Source organism: Streptomyces noursei ATCC 11455, assembly GCF_001704275.1.
GTDB classification, from domain to species: domain Bacteria; phylum Actinomycetota; class Actinomycetes; order Streptomycetales; family Streptomycetaceae; genus Streptomyces; species Streptomyces noursei.
Map to the genome: position 1 here is coordinate 20,259 of NZ_CP011533.1, position 25,168 is coordinate 45,426.

Genomic DNA, 25,168 nt, shown 5'->3' on the forward strand with positions numbered 1-25,168 from the left:
CGCCCGACCGAGGAACCACGAAAGGACAACGCAATGGAACCCAATGAGCCCGAGCCGGCTGACACCGAGGAAGCGGGATCGGTCCTCACGAAATATGCCGTGAACTGGCACTCGAAGGAGCGCCCCGACATCGTGCGCAGGACGCGCAGCATCGTCGATTCAGCCGACATGACACGGCCTGGTGATCCTGAGCAGCGGGACCAGATCATCCGCGTCCAGCTCGCGAGCCTCCTGCCGATCGGCCAGGGACCGGGGGACGTCATCCTCGATACGGTCGACCCGATCTGCAATTGCGAGCCGTTTCCGGAGTCGGCGAACTGCCTCTACCGCGAGTACCAGGGCCGGCGGTTCTACCTGTCCGCGTCCATCGCCAAGCGCGGCCACGAGGTCATCCACGACCGGCACGGGGACAAGATCCTCGGCGTCGTGCACAACACGCTCAGCGTCAAGTTCCTAACCATGGTCAGAGAAGAATACGGGCACCAGTGATGCCCGACGACTTCCACTTCACCGCCCGGGCGGTGACCGTCCAGGCCGAAGCCGACAGCGAACCGAGCGGCTATGTATGGACCGACGGCCACGGCGCAAACGCAGTGCAGGAGCAGCGCCCGACCGCCCAGGAACTCACCGGCCCGATCGATGACGCCCTCCTGGCCTACTTCGCCGAGACGTACGCCGCCGTCGCCGCCGGAACCGCGATCCCGGTGCGCGCCGACATGGTCCGCCCCGGCATGGACGTGATCGCCGCCGTCCGCCTGGAAGACCGCACCATCGGCACCGTGAAGGCGTACAACGGCCCCGGCACCCCGTGGGTTCAGATCACGTGGACCACCCGCACCCACGCTGACAGCGTCATGGGCGACGCCCGCGTGTTCGAGCCCGGACACCACCTGATCGTTGCGGTCGACTCTCTCGCCCGCCTGTACGGCACCGCCCCCGCCCCCGCCGCGCGCTCGGCCGCCGAGGTCCTCGCCGCCGACCCCGTTCCCGCTGGCGCCTCCGTCCTCGAAGGCATGCCCGGCCGCGAACTCACCCGCGAGGAGCTGCGCACGCCCGCCGAAGTCCTCGCTCACACGGACTACGTCGTCCAGCTCCGCGACGCGGGCCGTTGGATCCTGCCCAACCACGACGACCAGGCCGACATCGACCGCGGCGGCGTCGCTATGGTGCAGCGCCGCATGCTCGACAACACCCCCGGTCGCGCCCGCACCACCCTGGACACCGACGGCACCGTCTACGTGTCCAACGGCTACCAGGCCGCCCGGTACATCCCCACCGCGTTGATCGCTGACCACTCCGTCGACTTCTGCCCCGGCTGCGGCACGCCGTACGCCACAAACGGGGACGGCCCCTGCACCGGTGGCCGCTCCGTCCCCACCGCCGAGGAGCGCCCGGCCGACGACGTCAAGACCCGTCGCCACGCGGTGCAGTTCGCCGGAAAGTGGTGGGCCGACCAGCACACCGAGGAGCCGACCGACGAGGCACTGTGCGCCGCGTTCGCCCACTGCGTGAAGCCGCCTCGGCCGGAGCTGTACCCCGCGATCCGTGAGGCCATCGCCGCCGAGATGCCCCCGGCCACCGCCGCGCCCCTGTTCACCGCGCTCGCCGCGTACGAGGCCATCCGCGACGCGTCCCTGAGCGAGTCCCCGCGCGACCTGCACACGATCGCCTGCCACCTGGAGACGCTGCCCCTGGCCGCGCCCGCCGGCCTTCACCCCGAGCTGCGCGCGGCACGGGACGCCACCGAGGAAGCATGGGAGGCCCTGCGCACCGCCGAAGGGCTCGCCAGCCGCACCGCCGCCCGGGACAAGGCGCGCGCCGCCATCGAGCGCGCCCGCGCGGCAGTCCTGGCTGTCGAGCCGCGCGCCGAGCAGATGCGCGGCACGTACGTCCCCGCCACGGCCGAGGAGATCCGGACGGCGGCCCGCGCGTACATGGCCACCATGGGCACGCCCGACGAGCGTGCCGCCATCGAGACCGGCACGCCCAGCATCCGCGTGGACTGCCGGCCGGTGCTGCCGACCGGGAAGCAGGTGTTCGTCCGGATCACGGCGGTCGTCGACTCGCCCATGGGCCGTATCCCCGCGCACCCGCCCCTGATCGTGCGCATCGCCCGGCTCGACGGCCGCCTGAACGCGGCGGACAACGCCCGTAAGGCCCTGAACCACTTGTTCCGCGTCGAGGTCCCCGTCGAGTACGCCGGACTGAGCCAGGTCTGATCCCGCACCGTGGCGCCGCCCGGCGATCGGGTCGGGCGGCGCCCCCGCGGCCCCGTACGCGCCCACGTGCGTGTGACCGGTTCAGAAAGTCCAGAAACCGCGTCTGTTCGCCCTGCTGGGCGGCGACGTTAGCCGGGCCTGCCCGGCGCAATCCCCGGCGAGAGCAGGCCGGTACCCGAAGGAGAGGAACACCTGATGAGCAGCAGCGAGCAGCAGGCGGCGTACGCCATGCGGATGGTGAACGGCGGTACGCCGGAGCGCATCGAGTTGGAGGCGGCGCATCGAGCGGTAGAGCCCGACAAGCACGGCGAGGGGGGTGTGCGGCAGTCCCAGGTGGGGGAGCTGCGCCCGGCCGTGAGCGGTGAAGGTGCGGAGCTGGACGCGGTGGGAGTCCTGCCGGAGTACGCGCAGGACCCGGGCGTTATCGCAGCGATAGACATCCTGCGGGCGGCCGAAGTTCCGGTGGCCACGGTTCCCGGTCGCAAGATGCTGTACCGGGAGTGGCACAGCCCGGAGGGGCCGCAGGGCGCGTTCATGTGGCCCGGGGCGGGGCGGACGCTGGAACTCTTCTGGTTCATCGACGGTGCGCAGGACGAGCGGGGCATGAGGTCCCGTAAGTCGCGGACCGTCCGCACCGCCCGGAACTCTGCTCTCGACACCGTCGCCGCCGCGTTCGTTGAGGCAGGCTGGAAGGTGTGGCGGGTGGAGAGCAGCAACACGGCGACACGGCGCGCCCTGCGGGTGGACGTGACGCCCCCGCTGGCCGAGAAGCCGCAGGCCAGTTCCTGACCCTGCCCAGTGCCGTCTGGCCGAATGAGGCGGCGGCGCCCTCACCACCACCGCGCCGTCGACGTCGGACGTACCTGGCTGAGCCCCGGCCGTCCGGCCGTACCCGAGCCAGATCGTGCCCCGGGTACGGCCCCACCCCAGCACGCCACACCTCAACCAACACCATCCACCTCCAGGATGTCGGCCGGCGGCCTGCCGTAGAGGCGGCCTCGAAGCCGACCGCGGAGGGCGTCACGTACGGAGCCTTCCGGGACGAACTGACCGTCCCGCACGTCGACGAGTGCGACGACGACTGCTCCTCCTGCCGGGAGAACAACATCATGACCGCTTGGCGTGAACGCCAGACCGTCACCGAACTGCCGCCCGTTTCGGGCATCTTCAGCAGCATGCTCGCAATGGAGGAACGAAAGGTCTGGAAGGTCGAGGACGCCGGCCACGTGTTCACCGTCCAGGGCCAGCCGAATGAGGACCCGCAGCGAGCCGCCTTCTACGTATGGGAGGGGGAGAGCATCGAACTCATTCCGGCCGACGAACTCGTGTCCACCTTCTCTCTGGACCGGGCTCAGTTCTTCATCGCACGCCTAGTGCACAAGGACGACTTCAAGGACTTCGACTGGCTCAATAGGGAAGCCGCCTTCATGGCCGAGTCCGACCCCTGGACCACCGAAGTACCGGACGGCGAAGGAGTCTGGGAATTCACCTTCGACTTCCCCAACGACCCTGCACGAGGCCGGTACTCCTACGTGGCCGACGGCGAATTCTCGTACGCGCGTGAGGTGGCCATCACCCACTTCATCACTGATCAGGAAGCTGACCCGGTCGATGCCCGACTGTGTGAGTGGAACGCGGGCGTACCCACCGGCCTCTACGGCTGGAACGACGTTCGGAAGGCCACCACCTGCTGACTGCTTCGGCGCTCCGCGTCAGCGACGTGGAGTCGCCGTGGCGGCCAACAGGCGCCCGCAACGAGGAAGGAGAAGAGCATGCAGTGTGGCTTCAAGGGGTGCACGAGCACCAACTTCGAGATGGCGCCCGTTGTGTTCATCGACGTCGATGCATCCGACACGCCCACGTTCGAGATCCGGGGTATCGGAGGGGATCTCCTCAACCGCGTATGCGCGAAGTGCGCGAGCGAGGTCGACGGTTCGGATACAGAATTTGATAAGGCAGTTCGGAATTTTCTCGGAGAGCTGCAAAACAAGCTGAGTGGCGATCTCGAACTGTTGCCCAAGGTGTACCCCGACGGAACCCGGATCGACGGAAATTCCGTTTCCACCGACGCGTAGGACAAGACGAATTCGACGGCGGGCCGCTCCCTTCGGGGAACGGCCCGCTTTTGTGTCCGGTAACCCCCGGCAGAAGGAGGATCCGAATCACCATGAAGTACACGACAAAGGCGTGGCTTAGTACCACCGCCACCGAGATCGAGATCAAGCAGGATACCCGCCCAACCTGCGGGGGATTTCCGGGTGACGAGGCGCGCTGCATCATGCGACCGGATCACGTCGTGACGTACACGGTGAACCGTACAGGGATTCCCGGCCTCGGCGAGCGCAGGAACGAGTTCGCTTGCTACCAGCACCTTCACCCCATTGTCCTGCACGCCGAAGAAATGGCGGTCGCAGGGCACGCCTCGATCACGGCGTACAAGGAAGGCTGACCGTGGCCCGCAAGCGACCCAAGATCAATCAGAGCATCGTCGAGATGCTGGAGGAGGCGGAGAAGACCCTGTTGGACGTGCTGATGAAACACGACCCGACGGTCACCGAAGCTCCCGTCAATACCACAGAGATCACCAAGGATCTGCGGCGCCTCAAGTACTACGCCCTCGGAAAACTCGAACTCGCCTTGGAGGAGATCAAGGGGGAGGAATCGAACTGAACCACCCACGCCGTGAACCAGACGGATTCGACGCAGCCCCGGCCGGAACATGGCCGGGGCTGCATTGTGCCCGGTACTCCGCCAGCTGAACCAAAAGGATGCAGAAGTGAGCGACTACTCCGATCGTGCAGCACATGGATATGACGGCCCGCAGGGGCAACAGGACCAGACAGATATTGCGCCGGTGTTGGTGTCGGCGGAGGGGGCCGAGGTGGCTGGGGTGGACATGGTGGCGCAGGCGGTATCGGATGGCGCCCCGCGGAATCTGGGGTCGTTGGGGCGTAAGGCGCAGGCGCGGGGGTGGGAGTGCTCCGTGTGGCGTGACAGTGCGCGGTGCTGGCGTCTGGTGATGAAAGGGTTGTGGCTGGCGCCGGATGGGCGTGGTGATCTTCAGATGACGGATGTGGTGGCCGAGGCTGTGTGGAACGGCAGTCGGTGGGGGTCGGGGACGATGGGGTGTGTGGAGCCCGATGGTTCCGTGACGGTGGTGCACTCCGGCTGCGGGTATCGGGACATGCTTGCCCGCGTCCGAGATGAGGCATGGACGCTGGTGGACCGCACGGGGGAGCGGGAGCAGCGTACGGCGCAGGGGCGGGACGCTGGCCACTGGTGTGAGGTGGCTGGGGAGCGTTCGGCGGATGCGGCGGGGGCGCTGGAGCGGGCGCAGGTGGCGTTGGATGCGGTGACCGCACGGCGCGGCGAGGCTGCGTGGGTGGCGCAGGCGGAGTTGGAGGGGGGCCCGCATTACCGGGCGGCGTATCGGATCGCGTGCCGGGCTCGGGATGTGGTCGAGGCGCTGATGTTTGATGTGTCGGACACGGAGGCTCGCGGCCTGGTGCCGGATGCGCGTCGGGCGTTTGAGATGGCGCGGCGTGTGGCCCGGCTGGCGCAGTTGGCCGTGGACGCGGCCGACCGTTTGGAGAAGGCCCTGTTGGCGCCTGAGGCGGATGAACTGTTCGCTCCGTTGCTGGCGGCCGCTCAGGCCGAGGTGGCGCGGCGGGACGCCGAACGTCTTGCTGCCGCTCCGGGTATGAACCTGGAGACGTTCCTCGGGCAGGTGCGAGGGATCCTCTCCGAGTACGTGCGCCGGTACGCGGATGCTCCGGCATTTGTGGGGGTGGCGCGTGAGCAGTGGGGCGCGGTGTTCGACGCCGAGCGCGAGCGACGGTTTGAGCAGTCCACGGCGGAAGGTGAGGTGTGGGAGGGGCTGTGGGATGCGCGGGACCGCGCGGTAATCGAGCTTGCGGGGGCGGCGGGGCATGAGGAGGTGGCGGAGGAGGGGCGTGCGCTGGACGTTCCGGGCGCCAGGGTGCGGCGCGGTGAGCGCGGAGACATGGTGGCTGCCGCCTGGCGGGCTCTGACCGGCAGCCGGATCGGGATGTACACGCTCCGCCCGTGGCGGGATATGCGGGCTTTGGAGGCAATGCTCCGGGACGGCCGCGTGCCGGCCGGCCCTGAGGCGGCCGAGTTGCGACGGGCGTTGCTGCTGATGGTGGCCGAACGGAATCGGAGCGAAGCACGCCGCCAGGCCCGGGTCGTAATGGAGAAGTGGGAGCAGCGGCGTAGCGAACAGCCGTTGGCGGTGAACGTCGTGGCGCGCGGCTGGGCGTTGGCGGCTGGGTGCGGGCCGGTGGAGACGTACCGGCGGGAGTTGCGGGCGGGGTGGGCGCGGATCACATGGTTCAAGGCAGCGTTCCCGTGCCCTGTGGTGCGGGTGGAGGGGCGTCGGGTGGTGGTGACGCCGGTGGGTGCTGATGTGTCGGCGGGGATGCTGGCGCACCGTGCGGCGCAGGTGTGGGCGTCAGCGGCTGCCGCGCCGATGGGCGAGGAGCACGATCCGACGTTCCCGCGGTGGGTGTCGTCTTCTAGCCGGGAGATTGAGTGGGGGGTTCGGCAGCGCGAGAAGCGGTCGGCTGTGGAGCGTGAGGAGGCGGCGGCGAACGCCCGGGCCGAAGCCACGCTGCAGGTAGGGGCTTGGCTGGGCGAAGTGGTGCCGGGGGCGGTGCTGGGGTCGGTGGAGGTTGCGGCGCCGGTGGAGCGCAACGGCCACGAAGGACTGATCGAGTACCACGAACAGCGTGGTGGGGAGGGTCCGTTTCGGGTGATGTGCAGGTGCCCCGGCATGGGGACCAGGGGGCAGTTCATGGACGGTGATCGGGTGCTGCGTTTCGCTACCGCGCAGGCTGCGCGGGACGCGTTCGCCGAGCACGCCGCGCCGGCTCCCGTGGCCGGTCCCGAAGGCGCGGCGCCGGGTGTGATGACCGACCGTGAACGCGCCAACGTCCTCCGGTGGCAAGCCCGTCTCCCCGAGGTGCTCCGCGCTATCGACGCAGGCGCCGTGAAAGTCACGACGTCGGGCAAGTGGCGCATCCGTAAGGGCGCCCCGGTCCTGCTCAGGGATATGGGGTGGGCGACCGGTCACGGACTGGCAGGGATCACGGTTCCTGAGGATGACGCCGCGCCGCTGTCTGTGGAGTTGACCACCAAGGGACATGAGGCGTTGGCGGTGTGGGACGCACACCAGCCTCCGCAACCGGGCCCCGAGCCGGCTCCACAAGGGGCGCCGAGGGTGGACGTGGCGAGGTGTAAGCGCGCGGTGATCAACGCGGCCGGCGGTGCTGCTACGGCGGTCCTGCGGCTGACGGACGGCCGGTGGAAGGAACTTCACGCGGTGGACCTGACGCCGCCTGGGGAGGCCCGGTGGTTCGTGCGCGGTGCGATGGATCCCGGTGCGGTGAAGGCGGCGAACGCGGCGCTTGCCTCCTTGGGGCTGGTGGCCGAATGGGGGGATGCCGGGTACGACGGGCCGTTCAAGGGCCGCACGGCACGCCTGTCTGCCGCACCTGAGGTGAAATCGGCCCCTGAGCCGGCTCCGGTCCCGGTGCGGGCGGAAGCGGTGGTCACGGAAGACGTGGACGCCGCGCGGTACGACCTGCCCACGGGGTACGTACAGCTGCGGCAGGTGGCGCAGCAACAGGGCTGGTCGTTCCGGGCGCACCCGGGGATCGTGGTCAAGGCTCCGGATCGCGATGCGGTCCCGGCACCCGAGGCGTCCGAGGAAACCAGCGAACCTGAGGAGACCGAGGGGCCGCAGTCGACGGCGCCGGCCGGGCCAGGCCGCCAGGCAGTCCCCCTCCACGCGTTCGCCGGCGCCCCGTCAGATGAGCTGATCGCGCTTGGGTGCGTGGTGACAGGCGCCAACGAGGGGGGCCGGTGCGACATCTGCCACGGCCGCTTCGGTCTCCTCATCGAGGGAGAGCAGGACGGGACACGGTTCCAGGCTGACCGGTGGTGCCTTGGCCGGTACACCGACGCGCCAGCCCAGGCTGCGCAGATGGGCGCGGACGATCACGAAGATCTGGCGGTGGCCTTCGCCGGTCGCACTTGGGGCGAGATCGTGGAGAGCAGCCGGAAAGCGTCGGCCGCGCAGCGGGAATGGGTGCACCTTGAGCGCATGGCGTATGTCGCCTGGTGGGTACGCGCCATCCCCGCCGATGCCATGGACACCCCCGCGGTGGGATGCGGCGAGGAGATGACCCGGACTGGGGAGGCGGACGGGTACGCGTCGATCATGACCACGGCATACGGCCACACGTACCGCATCGAGACCAACCACCGGCTGAAGAAGCCGTTCGTGGTCAAGAACGGCGACGGCAGGAAGGTGGGCGCGGCGTCGGACCGTGGCAACGTGTGGGCAATGGTGCGCCAGGACTCCGAAACGCGCATGCTGGCTGCCGCAGACGACCACGTGCAGCGCGCCCTGGTGGGTGCTCCGCAGGGTAAGTCGGATGAGGGCTGGGAGATCACCTACGGCGGATGGCAGTCGTACGGGATGGAGCGGTACGGGGAACAGTTCGTGGTCTGGGAAGGGCCCGGGTACGGCCACGATCCCAAGACGCGGCGGCTGGTGGGGATCGCCGACAGTAAGCCGGCGGCGCATCAGTTGGTGGTGCAGGCGTACAACGCGACGCGGGCGCGCCTGGCGGAGTTGGCAGAGCAGGACCGTAAGGCGCGGGAAGCGGTCAAGGTTCCCGAGGCGGGAGCGGATGACGCGGCGGAGGTAGTGACTCCCATTCCTGCACACTCCCCCGGCAGCCACTGCGGGGACGATGAGCACGGACCCGTTCGAGATGCTGACAGCGGCGTTGAACGCGTTGGCCGACCGGTGGGCGACGGCGCCGAAACCGAAGACGGGGACGAGGGCAGCGAGATGCTTCCGGCCGACCCCGAGACCGGCGCACCGGAACAGTCCATCGCCGAACGTGAGCGGTGGTACCCGGACTACATGGACGCGGTGGGCATCGTTCCGCGCCTGGGATGGTCGGAGAAGGTTGCCGAGGTAGCCGGATGGGCGGCCGCGGGACGGCTGACCATGGACACCGACGGGGTGGTACGGCTCGATGGAGGCCGCGCGGTGAGCGGGCCTCGGGTTCGGCTGTTGGCCACCGGCGGGTTTGTGCGGCTCCCCGTGCAGGGGCACTGCGGGCCGGTCCAAGCCACAGCAGACGGGAAGCGCGCAGCGTACCTGGCGACGCTGCACACCTCCGGGTGGCTTTGTTCATGAGTCGTGACGGCGGTTGTACACGGGTTCTGGAGGCGCCCGGTTCCACGGTCGGGTGATGTTCACGAGTTTTGACGGCGGTGGGGGGCTTGCCAGGACAGCATCGGGGTGTTTCCGGTGAAAGGTCCTGGTCATGCCGCAGATGTCGAAGGTCGAGCTGTACGCGGCGATCCGGCGGGACCACCGGGCTGGCCTGGCGATGCGGGAGCTGGAGCGCAAGTACAACGTCGGCTGGCGGACGGTGCGCAAGGCTCTGGACTCGGCCTGGCCGGAGCCGCGCAAGCCGCTGCCGCCGCGGCCGTCGGCGCTCGATCCGTACAAGGCGGTGATCGACGGGATCCTGCGGGCGGACCTGGACGCGCCGCGCAAGCAGCGGCACACGGTGACGCGGATCTTTCACCGGCTGGTCGAGGAACACGGCGCCGAGGTGTCGTATCCGATGGTCAGGCGGTATGTCGCCGACCGGAAGCCGCAGATCGCGGTGGAGGCGGGCAAGGCGCCCATCGAGGCGTTCGTCCCGCAGACCCATCCGCCGGGGATGGAGGCGGAGGTCGACTTCGGTGACGTGGCCGTGCGGCTCGCCGGCGAGCTGGTGACCTGCTACTTGTTCTCCTTCCGCCTGTCGTATTCCGGCAAGGCCGTCCACCGGGTGTTCGCCTCCGCCGGCCAGGAAGCCTTCTTCGAGGGCCACGTGCACGCGCTGCGGACGCTGGGCGGTGTCCCGCGGGGGCGGGTGCGCTACGACAATCTCAAGGCCGCCGTCGCCCAGGTGCTGGGACTGAGCCGGGCCCGGGTGGAGACCGACCGGTGGATCGCCTTCCGGTCGCACTTCGGCATCGAGAGCTTCTACTGCCGCCCCGGCATCGACGGCGCCCACGAGAAGGGCGGGGTCGAGGGGCAGATCGGCTACTTCCGCCGCAACCACTTCACCCCGGTGCCGGAGGTTTCCTCGCTGGCGGAGCTGAACGAGATGGTCGAGCAGTGGGACCTGCACGACGGCCGGCGCCGGATCGGCTCGCGGCCGCGGACCATCGACGAGTACTTCGAGCTCGAACGGCCGCTGCTGCTGCCGCTGCCGGAGGAGCCGTTCGAGACCGGGCGGGTGTTCACCCCCAGGGTCGACCGCTACAGCCAGATCACCGTCCGCACCAACCGCTACTCGGTGCCCGTCCGCCTGATCGGCAAGCGGGTCCGGGTCGTCCTGCACGCCTCCCACCTGGTGGTTTACGACCAGAATGTGGAAGTCGCCCGGCATGAGCGGCTGATCGCCAAGGCCGGCTGCCGCCTGGAGCTGGACCACTACCTCGAAGCCCTGATCCGCAAGCCAGGCGCCTTCCCCGGCGCCACCGCCCTCGAACAGGCCCGCTCGGCAGGCAAGTTCACCCCCGTCCATGACGCCTGGTGGGCCCAGGCCCGCAAGGTCCACGGCGAGCGGGACGGCACCCGGGCCCTGATCGAGGTGCTGCTGCTGGGCCGGCACATCCCGCACGAGCACCTGGTCGCCGGGCTGGCCACCGCCTTGCGGGCCGGAGCCCTGACCGCGGACGCGGTCGCGCTGGAGGCCCGCAAGGCCGCCCAGGCCGAGGACGAACCACCGGCCACCGGTCCGGGACCGACGCCAGGAAACGTGACGTTCCTGCACGAGTGGCGTCTTGCCCACCTTCCGCCGGACACCAGGCCGCTGCCCTCGGTGACCCCCTATGACCAGTTGCTCCGACGCCGTCGCGAAAGCGGCGGTGACCACCGTGAGGGAGAAGCGCAATGACCACCCTGCCCCGCCAGCGAGGCTTGACCGAGCAGGCCGCCGACGCCGCCATCGACACCGCCTGCCGCATGCTGCGGCTTCCGTCGATCCGCAAGGAGTTCTCCGACATCGCCGAGCGGGCGCTCAAGGAGCAGATGAGCTACCGGGGCTTCCTCGCCGAACTGCTGATGGCCGAGTGCGACGACCGGGCCCGCCGCCGCTCGGAGCGGCGGATCAAGGCGGCTGGCTTCCCGAGGGAGAAGTCCCTTCGGACGTTCGACTTCGACGCCAACCCCAATATCGACGCGGCCACCGTCCACACCCTCGCCTCCTGCGAGTGGATCAAGAAGGGGCAGCCGCTCTGCCTGATCGGCGACTCCGGCACCGGCAAGTCCCACATGCTCATCGCCCTCGGCACGGAGGCCGCTATGAAGGGCTACCGGGTCCGCTACACGCTCGCCACGAAGCTGGTCAACGAGCTGGTCGAGGCCGCCGACGAGAAGCAGCTGAACAAGACCATCGCCCGCTACGGCCGCGTCGACCTGCTCTGCATCGACGAACTCGGCTACATGGAACTCGACCGGCACGGCGCCGAACTGCTCTTCCAGGTCCTGACCGAGCGCGAGGAGAAGAACAGCGTCGCCATCGCCTCCAACGAGTCCTTCGGCGGTGAAGTAGGCCGCCGACGAGGTGCCCCTGGCTGGGGTCCTTTTCCGACGGCCCCTTCCCGAACGGTACGGGCGCCTTTCAACGCATACCGCTCTCCAGTGACGTCATCTCCGAGTTGAGACCGTGGCCCGTCCTCTATGGATTTCCCAATGGCAGTCGTGACAGACCACAAGGGTCTTGCGTCGACGTTGCGCCATGAGCCTTACCCAGGGAGAAGGTTCGGGCCGACCAGGCCGGTTGAGATCTGCCATCTTACGGATGTGGTGGACTTGCAGACCATTCCGCGATCTGCACATCTCACACTGCCCCGCCAAGAGCCGGTGAATCAGCTCGTTGCTGCCGGTGTATCTCGTTGACGGTTTCCTGTCGACCAGGTCAGCAAAACGTTGCCGCTTCAGCGGGATTCCGCCAAAGCGGGCGACCAGTGGCTTCCTGCCGTCACTGCGCTTGACTATGACCTGCATGCACGTCCGTGGCCCGTCGGGCGTCTGGACGGTCGCCCTATGTCGGCGAGCCATCCTGGTGACGGTGGACTGATGCTTCCTGGCCAGAGTCTTGAGCATGGATGTCTCCATGACCCAGTGCAGTATGCCCAGACGTCCCACGTTTTGGGCCAGCAGGTAGTACTGGACGAGTCCCCGATATTCCGCTTGGTACTTCGCAACGATCGAGTAGTCCTGATCGTGTATCAGTGCCCCGCGAAACTTGGATTTCCCGCGCTTCATATACAACGCGCACCGATTCCGGATTACATCCCGTGGCACGTATAGGCCGATACAGCCATTGACCGCTCGACGCCCCCGAGTGATCTTCGTGTCGGCAAGCTGAGTCCTCAGTTCATAACCGAGGAAGCGCGCCGCCTGGCTGGCAGCGTGCGTGATCAAGGTTTTGGACTCGGAGAGTTCCAGCCTGAGTTCGTCATGCAGGAAATCCTTCATCCGTTTTTTGATCTCCATGGCTTCTCGCTTTGGCCCAGCGAATCCGAGCAGCCAGTCGTCGGCATAGCGGACATACCGCAGCCGCCGATAGTCCGGATCATCCGGGTCGGCACTGGGAAGGCGTCGCAGCTGCTGCCGAAGCGCATGTACTGCCGCCTTATCTCCACGCTGGCCTGCCCGTTTAATCCTCGCTTCGACGCGCCAGTACTCCCGGTTCCGCCGGCGCAGCCTGCCCCGGTTGTAGTCCGGCATGAGGCGCTGTTCAACGAACTGATCCAGCCGGTCCAGGTAGATGTTGGACAGGATCGGAGAGGCCACGCCACCCTGTGGCGCACCACTGAGCGTGGCATTCCATCGCCAGTCCTCCAAGTACCCGGCCTTGAGCATCTGGCGGATCAGCCGCAGAAATCGTCCATCGTGGATTCGCTCTCCCAGGATTGCGAGCATCACCCCGTGATCCAGACTGCCGAAGCAATCGGAGATGTCTCCCTCGATGAACCAATGTGTTCCCTTCCAGACTTCCACCACCTCGTTGAGCGCGGTGTGGCAGCCCCGACCGGGGCGGAAGCCGTGGGAGTGACGGGAGAACTGGACGTCGTAGTACGCCTCCCAAAGGAGGCGGACCACCTCAGCGACCAGCTTGTCCGACCACGTAGGCAGTCCGAGCGGTCTCTTTCTCCCGTTCTTCTTTGGGATGTAGGTCCGCCGAACCGGAGTCCAACGATACGTCTCGGCACGTAACTTACCGATGATCGTGTCGATCTTCTCCAGGGACATACCATCCACGGTTTCCCCGGTGGCCCCGGGCGTCATCGCACCCTTGTTGGCGTAGATGCGCCCGTAAGCCATCAGGAACAACTGCGGGTTGAACAATTGCCGATACAGTCTTGCCAGCGGCAGACCTTGCCTGCCGCGTTCCCGGAGGACGCCCAGCACCGTTGCGGCGCTCTGCATTACGCATACCTCCCATCGCCGGACGCCTCAATCACCTGTGCCCCTTCGCCCTGTGACCGGCTTTCCCGGCCTCCCTGGCAGGTCGTCACTCCTGCGACTACTACGGGCACTCCGTCGCCATAGAGCTCGCGCCCCGTAGGCGATCCCGTGGTACGTCTTCGTTGTACGTATCTAGCGCGACTTAGGCCGCCCACTCATTCCCTTGGCCGCCCTCGCTGGGAGGCGCTCAACGCCATGGAGGTTGCTCCAGCCTCCAACCGCGACCGAAGCATGGCGTGACGTCGAATTCAGGCGTCGTTTCGACGGGTGTCTTTCGCACCGCTGGGAATTGGGCTTCAAGTAATCAAGCCTTAGCCATATCGCGCGGGTCTTGCGGCACCCCGCCCTGGACGCCTCCAGACGGACACCGCTTTCCGAGCATGCTGTTGTCCCCTCACGCTTTCGCGCTCAAGTAAGCCCGGCGACCCAAGAACCTCCCTCCAAGTTCATCCCGACTGCGTCGGGGATACAACGAAGCGCCGCACGGCGCACGCTGGACCAAGACGTTCACCGACCCCCGCCTCTGCGCGGCCATCGTCGACCGCCTGACCTTCAACGGCACGATCATCGAGACCGGCACCGACTCCTACCGGCTCGCCTCCACCCGGGCCCGGGCCGAGGAACCCGCTAAGGCCGGCTGACATCCGCAGGCCCGAACTCGATGGCCCGCCGCCCTCACGGGCGGCGGGCCATCCCACGAAGTGACGTCATTTCTCATGCACATCCACGCCCCCGCAGACCGCGTCCCGCCGCCAAAACCGATGGACAAACGCTGTCGCTTGAAGTGAACGAAGCCATCCGGGCTCCACAAGACGGACAAGGAGGCGAAAGCGGCGCGCCTGGAAGCCGCCTCGGGCTCGCGTGTGTCGAAACAGGAAGCGCGAGACCAAGCCGAGCGGCTGCCGTTCCTGCCCCGCGGCGAGGCAGAGAAGGCGCACCGCGCGGCCCAGATGCGGGAGCTAGAGCAGTGGGTAGCCGACGCCCCGAAGCGTCGCGCAGAGCTGGAAGCGATCACCGCCAAAGGTGAGCTGCGGGACCGTGAGCGGGCGGCCAGGCGGGAACGGCAGATTGCGGAGCGGGAAGCTGCGCGAGCCAAACGAGAAGCGCAGGCATGGGAACGACGGTTCGCCGGATGCGCCGAGGTCGAGGAGGACGAGGAGCAGCAGGACATGAGCGGCGCGGGGAAGCGGCGGATCACGCTCACGCGGATCATTGACGGCATGTGGCACGCGACCACACGCGGCGAGGTCTTCAATGTCGCGAAAGAGTCGGCAGGGTGGGTCGTCGTCGCTCCGGATGATGCACGAATCGGCGTGCCGGTGATCGGTGCGGACGGTGAGCCGGACGCGGAGAGCGTGCGGGCGTTGGTGCGGGCGTACCTGGACGACGAGCCGGCACCGGCCGTGGAAGAAGCGCGCGGGGAGCACGGCTACACGTGGGCGGACGTACGGCGACGGCCGGCCGCGGATGGCCAGGTGGGTGATGTCTTCGTGGTGCCTGGGGTGGGGACGGCGTACGAGGAGTTGTCGGATGGGGTGGTGCGCGGGACCGGGGTCGCTGTTGGGATGCCCCTGGATGGGGTGGCGTGGACGATCACGGCGCGCTCCGGGGACATGATGACGGCGAAGAACCATCGAGGCGAGCGGCATACAGAACTCGTTAAGGCAGGGGCGTATGTGCTTCGTGTCGAGTCGTTGCGAAACGTTGTGGATTCGGAGTCTGGGGGTTCGGAGGCGTTCTTCTCGGCAGCGGGGCCCGAGGTGGTGGCCGATGGTGTGGGCAGCTGTGGAGGTGTTCGCAGTGGTCCTGTTGGCGATCAGGCCGATGTGTCGACGGCTGGTCAGGTGCCCGGCGGTGCCGTGAGCGACGCGCTGGTAGGCAACGGAGAGGAGGGCGACCAGGCGGCAGTGGCGCCGGCTCCCGTACCGGTACCGGTGGAGGGGAACTACATCTCACGGCCGGCGGCGCGGGCGACGGCGTTGGACCTGGCCGAGCGGGAGTGGGCGGTGGAGTGTGACCGGCACGGCCCGATGACGGTCCTGGTGGACAAGTTCGGGGAGCCGACGGAACGCAGGGACCGGGCGGGAGTGTTCACCGGCCGGGAGGATGCGGAGTACGCGGCCGGGCTACACCTGGACGAGCACCAGCGGCGGGATGCGGGAGTGATGACGCCTGAAGAGATCGACGAGGCGGCCGCGCTGGCGCTCAGCAGCGCGCAATCTAACGTGTTGTGGTGGGCGCACGACGGGAAGCTGTTCGAGACCGCGGACGGGTTCGTGGCCGAGGACACGTCGGCGACGCGGTTCGATGTGAACACCAGGGTTGCCAAGGGTCGGGTGTTGACGCTGTGGGCGGCCGGCATCGTGGGCGCAGCCGCGGGCGGTCCGGGATGCCGAAAGATCGTGCTGACGGCGAAGGGACGCCGGACGCGGGACCTCTGGCGCCGGGCGCGGCAGATCGAGGCGGTGGAGTGCGCGGTCGCGGACAACGGCTTCGGGGTGTCGGCGGCGGATCGGCGCCGGTACCCGCTGCTGAGTGAAGATCGGCTCTTCAAGGGGGAGGAGGCGGGGCCGACAGTCGCGGAGCTCAAGGCCGCGCGGGATGCGGCGGCGGCTGAGGCGGCGCGGATCGAGGCGGAGCGCGAGACTCTGCCCGCGGCCGCTGTGGACCTGGTGGCCGAAGCTGAGGAGCAGGGGTGGTCGGTGCGCACTCAGGTGCAGTCGGATCACGCGGTGATGTTGGCGACGCGGGAGCCGGACGGCCTGGCGGTCAAGGCCGCTTGGAAGCACGAGGGGGCTGACGGCTGGCGGTACATGATCGGTGGTGCGGCCAGTGACCATGTGGCGATCAATGACATTCGTGATCTCGACCAGGTGCGGCGCTGCTTGTTCGAGTCAGGGGTGCTGGTACCGGTGAAGGTGGCCGACGTTGTCACCGGTCCCGGGACGCTGGAGGGGTGGGCGGATGACGGCGGGTACTGCCCTGGTGTCGCCGCGCCTGCGGGCGTCGTCCAGGGCGCGGGCGCCGAGGTGGAGAAGGTGCCGGCGGCGCGGTGGGGGGACGGTCCGGCGCTGGTGTTCATCGCCTCCCGCAAGAGCGCTCCGGCGCGAGCGCGCGGGTTGTGGGTGGTGACGCGTGAGGAGGCGCAGCGGTTTTGCTCGCATGCGGCGACGCGTGGGCGGTCCTTCTTCCTGGCGTGGACGGAGCGGCCCGGTGTCGAAGGTGAGGACTGGAGGTGGGTGCGCGATACCGGGTCGTTCGATTTGGTGTTGGCAGAGCTGGGGGTGACGCCCCGGCGGGTGTGGGATGTGGCGGAGGTGGAGCGGTTCCCGGAGTCGTGCCCCCGGTGCTTTGACCGGGACTATGTGCGCGGTGAGCGGTGCGCGGCGTGCCCGACGTTCGGCAGGGGTCGGCACCAGGTTGCCAGCGTGGTTCAGGCGGCCGCGGACGCGGAGTTGCAGGCAGCGATCAAGGGGGCGCTGGTGCGGGCGGCCTTGCCGGCTCCGCGGTACGTCAAGGGTCAGCGGGTGATGGTCACGCCCGAGCCGGTGACGCACGGCGGGGTGACGGTGCAGGGGTTGCCGTGGCGGGGGACGTTTGACCGCTACGAGACGTACGGGCGGGCGTGGGTGCTCCAGGACGGAGAGTACTCGCCGGTGATCGTGCCGGCTCGGGAGGCGAGCGCCGACGTGGCGCCGCCGGAGCATGTGACGCGAGTGTTCACGGTGCCGGGTCAGGGGGCGCGGTCGCGGCGTGCGGGGTATGACCCCACGCTCGATGTGGTCGCGTGGGTGACGTGCTCGTGTGGATGGTCGGCAAGGGCTGGCGGTAATGAGTGGGGCGCGTGCGTGGGGTGGGGGCGTGCTCATGTGGCGGCAGCTCAGGTGGGGCCGTGGAGGGTGCTGGCGCCACCGTATGTTCCGGGTCCGCGGGTGTTCGCGATAGATCCAGTGACGGGTGGTGAGGCATCGCAGGATTGTGGCCTTGGATTTCAAAGCGTAACTGCGCCCCCACGTCTTGCTATCGAAGGCATATCGGCGGGTGAGGCATTGCCGAGGCAGTGTGAGGTGACGGAGTGTCGGCACCGGCAGACGAGCGAACCGGCTCCCTGTAGGGATCACGCAGGGTGCGCTCGGCGCCGTCAGCTCGACGGCGCCGTGGCTGTGCAGTTGGACGACGACGCAACGGTGGTTCGGCTGGCGCGGGTTCCTGCCACCAGGACCGAGCCGTCGACGTCGCCCCACGGCCCGGCCCCCCTGCAGCTCGCCGACCCAGTCGCCGTGTTCGCTGAGGTTGTCAGTGCATTTGACCTGGATGAGCCCACGACTCGAACGAAAGGGAATACGCAGGTTCGCGAGCCGGCCAAGGAAGATACTCAACGAGACCGCAAGAAGCGGGCCGCTCAGCGGCGAGCGGCCAAAGCAAGGGCCGCACTGGAAAGCGCCGGGCAGCAGCGCTTGTTCTAAGAACAGGCATCAGAGCACTTTTCATCATCAACGACTCCGACCTGCCCGACGCGGGTCGCACGCTGCTGCACCTGCCCTTCTTCCGCGAGTGGTTCGCCGAACAGGCCGGATGGGACGACGGCACTCTGCCGGACCTGCTGTGTCTCGCCGACGACTCCCACCCCGGCTCCCCGAGTAGGCCACCTCAACGGCCTCCGCCGCGAGCGGGCCGAACACCTTGCCGCGTCCGACAGCTCCCAGGCCCTGCCGCCCGCGCCCCTGCTCGCCCTCCTGGGCTGACCTGCACCACTCCCCCGCCCGGCCCGCATCCGGGCCCCGCACGAGCGTGAGGGTGGTCGACGACAGAGGCCCGGATCGGGCCCTCCGACATGTTCAGCCTGGCCTTTAGGCCAGTCCTTTGCGCCCGAACAGACGTCCCCACTTCGGTCAGACGGGCATACTTCCCTTGGCCACCCGATCACCTTGGCCGAGGAACAGGACCTTGAACCCTCCAGCACACTCGGGCCAGGCTGATCTCCCTGGAACCACAGACCAGTTGGGAGGACAGCCCATGCCCGACTCGTGCCAGGTCTGACGCCGGTACGGTGAGCCAAAGCCGAAGCCACCGAGGCCACCGGCACGAGGGAGGGGAGCAGGCATGGCGTTGGCCGTACGGATGAGCCCGGAGGTCGAGGCGGCCCTTGGTCCGCAGATGGCCCTGCAGGCCCGGAGCATCGCCGAGGGGACGTGCATCGAGTGCCGGGAGCCGCTCGACAGCGGGCCGGTCAACGTCGTGTTCGGCCGGAGCACCGTGGCGACCGCCGGCAGCATCTGGTTCGCCCACGACCGCTGTGCGCCGTCGAGGGTCATCGCGCTGAACGCCGAGGCCACGGCCGCGGTCGTCCAACCCGAGGGCGGGCTCGACATGACGATGGCCACGGACATCGTGGACGGCACACCCATGCTTGTTGCCCGGATGGTCATGACGCCACTGACGGACTCCGGCACCCACGGCGCCGAGCCCCGCAACATCCTGATGCAGAGCCTGTTGGAGAACGGGTTCCACCTGGTCACGGCCGAGTTGGACGCCCCACCACTAGGACAGTGGGTCGCCGTGTTCCAGCCGCACGGCCGCAACCTGCAGCTCATCGTGCTGGATCCGTCCGGCCAGCGCTTCTACCACGGCACACTTGCCAAGCCCATCCCCGGATGGATCAAGAGCGTGCTCGACGTCCGCCAGGTGCTGCTCCTGGCCGGGGACATCGGCGGCCGCCACGACGACGAGCCGGACCAGTTGCGCGAGGCCCTGGCCGTCGCCGCCAGCAACGGCCAGCTGGCCGGCGCCCGCATTGCGTGCGGCCGCCCCACCGACTTCGGCCTCAACTAACCCACTCGACCAGACATTTCAGGGGGAAACATGAGCTTCACGCCCAAAGGCTGCCTTTTGATTCTGCTCGCCGCCATCGTCCTTGGCGTGATGCGGTGGCATCGTCGGTTGGGCCGAACCGGACCACGCCCAGCACCTGCGTCCGCGACGTGACGCCCATCTCCAGCACCACGACGAACGAGCACGGCCACCCGGGGATGAACTACGAGGGTACGGCCAGCCGGCGGCGGCAGCGTCTCTCCTCACCATCCCAAGATCGCCACACCAGTCCATATTGGATGCGCCTCTTCGCAAGATGCAGTCCGCCCCGATGCAAACCGCGCCTACGGAACGGAACGTCCCGTCCCCAACGAGGAGAACACCAGTGTCCGGCAAGATAAAGATCACGGTTGAGGGGTACCTGTCCTCCGACCCCAAACTGCGTTTCACTCCCAAAGGCACCCCGGCAGCACGGATATTGGTGGTGACGCCATGTCGGCAGTGGGACCATTAAAGCCACCGTTGGATCCCTGACGAGGCTCAACTTACGATCGGGACCGCGCTGGGTCAGTTGGCACTCGACATGTGTGAAGTCCTCCGGGACAGCTTTCCGGTAACCGTTACTGGCCATCTGGCAGGCACCGATAATGGATACGTGGAGCTCGACCTCACTGACGTGGCGATCAGCCTGCGAAATGGCACCGAACCCGCCAAGTCCGCCCACCCAAAAGCGTCTTACGACGTGCGAAAGCTGAGACTCCCCACACCACACGAGGCCCCTGCCGTGTCTTTCGGTGCAGCACCCCTTCCTGCGATACCTCCTCCCCCAGCAACCCCACCGCGGATTCCTCCACAGCCCCCTACGCCCCCCCGTTATGTTTTTCGCGGTCCTGCAAGAGGGCCGCTGGCCTCCGGGCCCGGCATGACTGTTCCCCCCTGTCGAAGGCATGACCTGGGGGGTGGTGTCACCGGGCCCGGGAGGTGCCGTCGGAGACGCTGATAAGAGGTCCGACCGCCGCCTGGCCGGGTGCAATGCCCGGCCGCTCGCGGGCGGCAGGTCTGCATAACGTGGATGCGCGCGTACGACACCGACGCCGAGGCCGACACCGGCAACGTTCCTGGAAGGGCGCGATGTTCGATACCGAAGACGTGGGCGTGTTCCTCGGCCTGGACGTCGGCAAGACCGCTCACCACGGCCACGGACTCACCCCGGCCGGCAAGAAGGTCTTCGACAAGCCCCTGCCCAACAGCGAGCCGAAACTGCGGGCCGTGTTCGACAAGCTGGCCGCGAAGTTCGGCACCGTCCTGGTGATCGTGGACCAGCCCGCCTCCATCGGCGCCCTCCCGCTGACCGTCGCCCGCGACGCGGGCTGCAAGGTCGCCTACCTGCCGGGACTGGCGATGCGGCGGATCGCCGACCTCTACCCGGGCGAGGCCAAGACCGATGCGAAAGACGCCGCGGTCATCGCGGACGCGGCCCGCACCATGCCGCACACCCTGCGCTCGCTGGAGGTGACCGACGAGAACACCGCTGAGCTGACCGTGCTCGTCGGCTTCGACCAGGACCTCGCGGCCGAGACCACCCGCACCTCCAACCGCATCCGCGGCCTGCTCACCCAGTTCCACCCCAGCCTGGAGCGAGTCCTGGGTCCCCGCCTCGACCACGTCGCGGTGACCTGGCTGCTGGAACGCTACGGATCCCCGGCCGCCCTGCGAAAAGCCGGACGCCGCAGACTCGTTGAGGTGATCCGCCCCAAGGCCCCGCGCATGGCCACCCGACTGATCGACGACATCTTCGACGCCCTGGACGAACAGACCGTCGTCGTCCCCGGGACCGGCACCCTGGACGTGGTCATCCCGTCCCTGGCCCGTTCCCTCACGGCCGTCCACGAACAGCGCAGGGCCCTGGAAGCCCAGATCAGCGAACTGCTGGAGGCCCACCCTCTTTCCCCGGTCCTGACCTCGATGCCCGGGGTCGCGGTCAGGACCGCCGCCGTCCTGCTGGTCACCGTCGGCGACGGAACCAGCTTCCCCACCGCCGCCCACCTCGCCTCCTACGCCGGCCTCGCCCCGGCCACCAAGTCCTCCGGGACCTCGATCCACGGCGAACACGCACCCCGAGGCGGAAACCGGCAGCTCAAACGCGCAATGTTCCTCTCCGCGTTCGCCGCCCTGCACGACCACGCCTCCCGCACCTACTACGACAAATGCCGAGCCCGCAGGAAAACCCACACGCAAGCCCTCCTCCGCCTCGCACGCCACCGCATCAGCGTGCTCTTCGCCATGCTCCCCGACGGCACCTTCTACGAACTACGCACCCCCGAAACCGCCCCCGCATGACCCACTCCGCCTTGCCGAAGGACATAGAGGCACCCCCCCCCGCACCTCGCGTTCCTTCCTTCCCTGCGGCGCAGACGATGAAAGTCACGAACCCGAACTGGTTGTTCGAAGTCTGCCGTTCCGCCGCGGAAAACACATCTCGTCACGTGCACAAATCGCCGCGATGACCTGCGACAGCGATCTCGATGCCTGTCGAGTGGCCAGCCGGTCCTGACCGAGGACGAGTTGAATTGCCTGCTCAACGAGGATGGCTGCGGCGCCGGATGGGAGGAGAACGAAGCCTGCGACTGGATCGGTGCCGATGGGCAGGTCATGGGCTCGATGCTGGGGGCGGAACACGCCCGAGGCAGCAGTCCGGGCGCCGGGCAGGGGCCGCCACGCTCCCCGCCCGACACGCGGAGCCTACGGGTCGGCCCCGGCAGCCGTCTCCGACCTGTCGTGGCGGACCAGAACCGGGGTATGCGCCTCGGGGGCCGAAGTGCTTGTGCGGAAGTGCGCGATCGCAGGTCAGATGGTGTAGACGAATGACCAGTCCAGCCCCAGTCGTGGGCGGGGCGGCTGAATGCCTCGCCGGTGGCAAGGACGCGGCCCACGTCATGGCAGGTGGCAGGGCGGTGGTTCTTCGAGCCCGGCGTTCGGCCGGGGCCGGGTCCACATCAGTTAGCGTGCCCGCCCCGAGCGCTGACGGTGGGCCACGCGCACTGACTACGCTCGGCGGAGTCGAGTCTCTTGCCTGCCTGAGTGGGTGTAAGCCGTGTGTGGCCCCAGAGGCTTGGCAAACGCAGCACCCTTCTCCGCGCAAGCGGAGGAAGACGGGCCCCGGGCGACTGGGGACTTTGTCGTGTGTTCACTGCAATGTGGCGAACGCCCTCGCAGCCCGGCTACGCGCGCCATCATGCTCTGATGAACGCACCACTGGAAGTACCGGCGCGTCGCGTCGGCACGCCACTCGGCTGATCGCCACCTTGACTGCTCTGATCGGCGACTGCGCGGCGGCTGCCGGCGCGGTGTACGGGCCGATCGCTGAGGCTTCGCCGGAGCAGGCCGGCGTGCCCGGCCGTCATCTCGACGCGGATGACGGAATTGGCTGCCCGTGCAGGCCGCTAGGGTGACCTGCATGACGCGTTCCACCGTGCCCGTACGCGACGGGCTGCCCACGTCCAAAGAGCTCACGCAGGCCCTGGCCAAGCTGCAGATCCCGCTGAAGGGCTCAATCCTGGAGAACATGACCGAGGACCGGAAGGTCGCGGTCCTGACCGGCATCCTCAACGCGTGGGCTCAGGCGTACGCGATGACCGCGATCGAGGAGGCCAAGCTCGGCCTAGAGGAGTTCTACCTGCTGGTGGAGTCCTCCCAGTCCGAGGTGTCGTTGTCACCGTCGGCGCCCGGGCAGGCTCCGCTCATCGATACCAACATGATCGTTGAGCGGCTGAGGTGGACCGAGGCGCACCTGGCGGCCGTCGACGGGTTCAGCGGACGCACCATCGCAGATCCGATGCGGGGCATCCTGCAGTGCCTGATCGGCCTGGTGGAGCAATGGCGCGACTCGATGGCCGACCCCGCCGCGCAGCTCGGCGATTCCGACACTCGTTTCGCTGACAGCGAGACCGGCGCGACGCATGTCCGTGAACTCGCCGTACATATCCAGGACTTGGCAACACTCATGTTCGGAACGCCCGAGCCGGATACCGGCGGTGCGTAGGCTTCGGGCCCGTGCCGTCATCGGCCTCGTCCACCATGCGTTCGTCGGCGGACCGGCCGTCGTCGGCCCAGCGGCCGAACGGGCCCTCGCAGCCGGGGCCCCGGGCTCCGAGGACTACCCCGACCTTCGTGCGGTGCGACGGTAGCCGGGTCACGACGCCGCCTTCCCGGCTGCCCCAGGAACGGAAGGCCACCCCCGCGTCGGTCAGCAGGCGGTGCGCGCTGCCATACGACCGGCCCGTCACCTCGGCCAGTGCCCTGATGGATGGTGTCGCACCGCCAGGCCACCGCCCCATCGTCCCGGATGGGGGATTCGGCGTCGCCGCCTTCGCTGGAGCGGAACCGGTGCACCGGCGGGCGGCGTTGTCGACCACACGGCCGGTGAAAGACCTCCACCGCCACGTCGAGGGCCTTGCAGTGGTCGACCAACTCGATCGCCTCCAGAGAAGCCAGCCAGTCCCGCCCGAGCCGGTACGGCGCGAGGGGATGCTGCTTGCGCTCGGCCTGTGGGAGGGTGGTGAGCCAGTGCTGGGTGACCTCGTGGCTAAACTGCCGCTCCGGGTCGGCGTACACCGCAACCTGCTCCGGCTCTGCGCTGTCACACTCGGCGCGCAGCTGTTTGGACAGCTTCTGCACCTGCCGGCGCAGGTCAGCGCTCGTGTCGTCCTTCTCCCACAGCAGCCGTTCCTTCTCGGCGAGCTGGGCGGTGTGCCGGTCCAGTTCGGCCTCGCGCCGGACATCCTCCTCGCCCTCCGGCTGGGCCGGGGTCTCCTCGATGCGCTGGACGAGCACGACCGGCGGCGGTGCGCAGGTGGGCTGTGACCGGTCGCGGCCTCGGGCAGCGCCGGATCGACCTGGGTCAGCGGATGGTGCTGCAAGGGACCAGCGCGGTCGGCGTCTGGCAGGTAGGTGCGCACCGCGCCGCCCAGACGCTGAGCCGGTCCAGCCTGTTCGAGAGCGCCCTGCTGGCAGCGTCGTCGGCCATCACCGCGACCTCCGTGAGGTCGCCAGCCTGCTCGCGCAGGATGTCCGCATCGAGCAGGGGGCGGTCACCGCGGCGGTGGGAGGTGCCGATAGGTCGGGCACGACCGAGCCGACGGCGTCCTCCTAATCGTCCTCGGTGCCGTCACCGACGGCGTACGTCCACCACCAGGCGGCCTCCAGCAAGGTGCCGTCTTCGGCGTGCGCCTCGATCCGCCACTGGCCGAGGGTGTCGATCCCGAAGACGACCCTGTGCGGGGTCTTGGCCTCCACCAGCGGCACCACGCTGGGGATGTCGTCACCGAAGGCCGAGCCTGCTGTAGTCGATGCCGGACTCGGCGGCGGTCTGCTACCCCTCGGACACGCGCTGTCTCCCCTCCACGATCAGGACGTCACCGTACGGCGCGATGTGCCGCCTGCGGACGGGCATTGGCCAGGACCGTACACGAACGGGTGGCCTTCGGCCTGAACGTGTCCGACTCCGCTGGGGTGTTTCATAGGCGTGGCTTCGCATGAGGACACCGAGGATCTCGACTGCTTG

The 25,168-nt window shown here is 68.3% G+C and carries 18 protein-coding genes and 1 pseudogene; 16 read left to right on the forward strand and 3 right to left on the reverse strand.

Going from position 1 to position 25,168, the window contains the following annotated elements:
• Positions 1 to 33: 33 nt before the first annotated feature.
• The 10 genes from SNOUR_RS00125 to istB all read left to right on the forward strand — a co-directional run bounded on the left by SNOUR_RS00125 (position 34) and on the right by istB (position 11,982).
• A complete protein-coding gene (locus SNOUR_RS00125; protein ID WP_067342837.1) occupies positions 34 to 489 on the forward strand; it encodes a hypothetical protein in 456 nt (151 codons plus the stop codon).
• Positions 489 to 2,219: a hypothetical protein gene (locus tag SNOUR_RS00130; protein WP_067342839.1), complete on the forward strand. Its 1,731-nt coding sequence runs from the start codon at positions 489 to 491 to the stop codon at positions 2,217 to 2,219. The genes SNOUR_RS00125 and SNOUR_RS00130 overlap by 1 nt, the downstream gene beginning before the upstream one ends.
• A gap of 195 nt (positions 2,220 to 2,414) precedes the next feature.
• The gene (locus SNOUR_RS00135; protein ID WP_067342840.1) at positions 2,415 to 3,008 is read left to right on the forward strand and encodes a hypothetical protein; all 594 of its coding nucleotides are present in this window, start codon (positions 2,415 to 2,417) and stop codon (positions 3,006 to 3,008) included.
• A 320-nt stretch (positions 3,009 to 3,328) separates the two neighbouring features.
• On the forward strand, positions 3,329 to 3,913 hold the full coding sequence (locus SNOUR_RS00140) for a hypothetical protein (RefSeq protein WP_067342842.1): 585 nt from the start codon (positions 3,329 to 3,331) through the stop codon (positions 3,911 to 3,913).
• 78 nt (positions 3,914 to 3,991) lie between these two features.
• Positions 3,992 to 4,294 (forward strand): hypothetical protein, encoded by a 303-nt coding sequence (locus tag SNOUR_RS00145; protein WP_067342844.1) that lies wholly within the window; start codon positions 3,992 to 3,994, stop codon positions 4,292 to 4,294.
• Positions 4,295 to 4,386: 92 nt separating this feature from the next.
• A complete protein-coding gene (locus tag SNOUR_RS00150) occupies positions 4,387 to 4,668 on the forward strand; it encodes a hypothetical protein (protein ID WP_067342845.1) in 282 nt (93 codons plus the stop codon).
• Positions 4,669 to 4,670: 2 nt separating this feature from the next.
• Positions 4,671 to 4,889 (forward strand): hypothetical protein, encoded by a 219-nt coding sequence (locus SNOUR_RS00155; protein WP_067342847.1) that lies wholly within the window; start codon positions 4,671 to 4,673, stop codon positions 4,887 to 4,889.
• A gap of 106 nt (positions 4,890 to 4,995) precedes the next feature.
• Positions 4,996 to 9,453: a hypothetical protein gene (locus tag SNOUR_RS00160; RefSeq protein ID WP_067342849.1), complete on the forward strand. Its 4,458-nt coding sequence runs from the start codon at positions 4,996 to 4,998 to the stop codon at positions 9,451 to 9,453.
• 139 nt (positions 9,454 to 9,592) lie between these two features.
• Complete coding sequence (istA, locus tag SNOUR_RS00165; protein ID WP_167739084.1) at positions 9,593 to 11,215, forward strand: IS21 family transposase; 1,623 nt, start codon at positions 9,593 to 9,595, stop codon at positions 11,213 to 11,215.
• Positions 11,212 to 11,982, forward strand: a complete 771-nt coding sequence (istB, locus tag SNOUR_RS00170; protein WP_312631428.1) for an IS21-like element helper ATPase IstB — start codon at positions 11,212 to 11,214, stop codon at positions 11,980 to 11,982. The genes istA and istB overlap by 4 nt, the downstream gene beginning before the upstream one ends.
• On the opposite strand, the gene SNOUR_RS00175 is transcribed toward istB, so the two are convergent.
• Positions 11,968 to 13,755 (reverse strand): reverse transcriptase/maturase family protein, encoded by a 1,788-nt coding sequence (locus SNOUR_RS00175; RefSeq protein WP_174717825.1) that lies wholly within the window; start codon positions 13,753 to 13,755, stop codon positions 11,968 to 11,970. The two genes, istB and SNOUR_RS00175, sit on opposite strands and share 15 nt — an antisense overlap.
• 533 nt (positions 13,756 to 14,288) lie before the next feature.
• On the opposite strand from SNOUR_RS00175, the pseudogene SNOUR_RS47645 reads away from it, so the two are divergent.
• The 5 genes and pseudogenes from SNOUR_RS47645 to SNOUR_RS00195 all read left to right on the forward strand — a co-directional run.
• A pseudogene (locus SNOUR_RS47645) lies at positions 14,289 to 14,435 on the forward strand (ATP-binding protein); the annotation flags it as partial.
• 222 nt (positions 14,436 to 14,657) lie between these two features.
• Positions 14,658 to 18,260 (forward strand): hypothetical protein, encoded by a 3,603-nt coding sequence (locus SNOUR_RS00180; protein ID WP_067342852.1) that lies wholly within the window; start codon positions 14,658 to 14,660, stop codon positions 18,258 to 18,260.
• A gap of 637 nt (positions 18,261 to 18,897) precedes the next feature.
• Positions 18,898 to 19,626 (forward strand): DUF8842 C-terminal domain-containing protein, encoded by a 729-nt coding sequence (locus SNOUR_RS00185; protein WP_067342854.1) that lies wholly within the window; start codon positions 18,898 to 18,900, stop codon positions 19,624 to 19,626.
• Between the two features lie 1,110 nt (positions 19,627 to 20,736).
• The gene (locus SNOUR_RS00190) at positions 20,737 to 21,945 is read left to right on the forward strand and encodes an IS110 family RNA-guided transposase (protein ID WP_067342856.1); all 1,209 of its coding nucleotides are present in this window, start codon (positions 20,737 to 20,739) and stop codon (positions 21,943 to 21,945) included.
• 1,117 nt (positions 21,946 to 23,062) lie between these two features.
• Positions 23,063 to 23,647 carry a hypothetical protein gene (locus SNOUR_RS00195; protein ID WP_159425706.1) on the forward strand — a complete coding sequence of 195 codons (585 nt, stop codon included), beginning with the start codon at positions 23,063 to 23,065 and terminating at the stop codon, positions 23,645 to 23,647.
• On the opposite strand, the gene SNOUR_RS49055 is transcribed toward SNOUR_RS00195, so the two are convergent.
• Positions 23,607 to 23,942 carry a helix-turn-helix domain-containing protein gene (locus SNOUR_RS49055; protein WP_376738479.1) on the reverse strand — a complete coding sequence of 112 codons (336 nt, stop codon included), beginning with the start codon at positions 23,940 to 23,942 and terminating at the stop codon, positions 23,607 to 23,609. The two genes, SNOUR_RS00195 and SNOUR_RS49055, sit on opposite strands and share 41 nt — an antisense overlap.
• Between SNOUR_RS49055 and SNOUR_RS00200 the strand changes: the two genes are divergently transcribed.
• Positions 23,908 to 24,468: a hypothetical protein gene (locus SNOUR_RS00200; RefSeq protein WP_159425707.1), complete on the forward strand. Its 561-nt coding sequence runs from the start codon at positions 23,908 to 23,910 to the stop codon at positions 24,466 to 24,468. The two genes, SNOUR_RS49055 and SNOUR_RS00200, sit on opposite strands and share 35 nt — an antisense overlap.
• A 285-nt stretch (positions 24,469 to 24,753) precedes the next feature.
• On the opposite strand, the gene SNOUR_RS45780 is transcribed toward SNOUR_RS00200, so the two are convergent.
• Positions 24,754 to 24,912 carry a hypothetical protein gene (locus SNOUR_RS45780; RefSeq protein ID WP_159425708.1) on the reverse strand — a complete coding sequence of 53 codons (159 nt, stop codon included), beginning with the start codon at positions 24,910 to 24,912 and terminating at the stop codon, positions 24,754 to 24,756.
• Between the last annotated feature and the right edge of the window lie 256 nt (positions 24,913 to 25,168).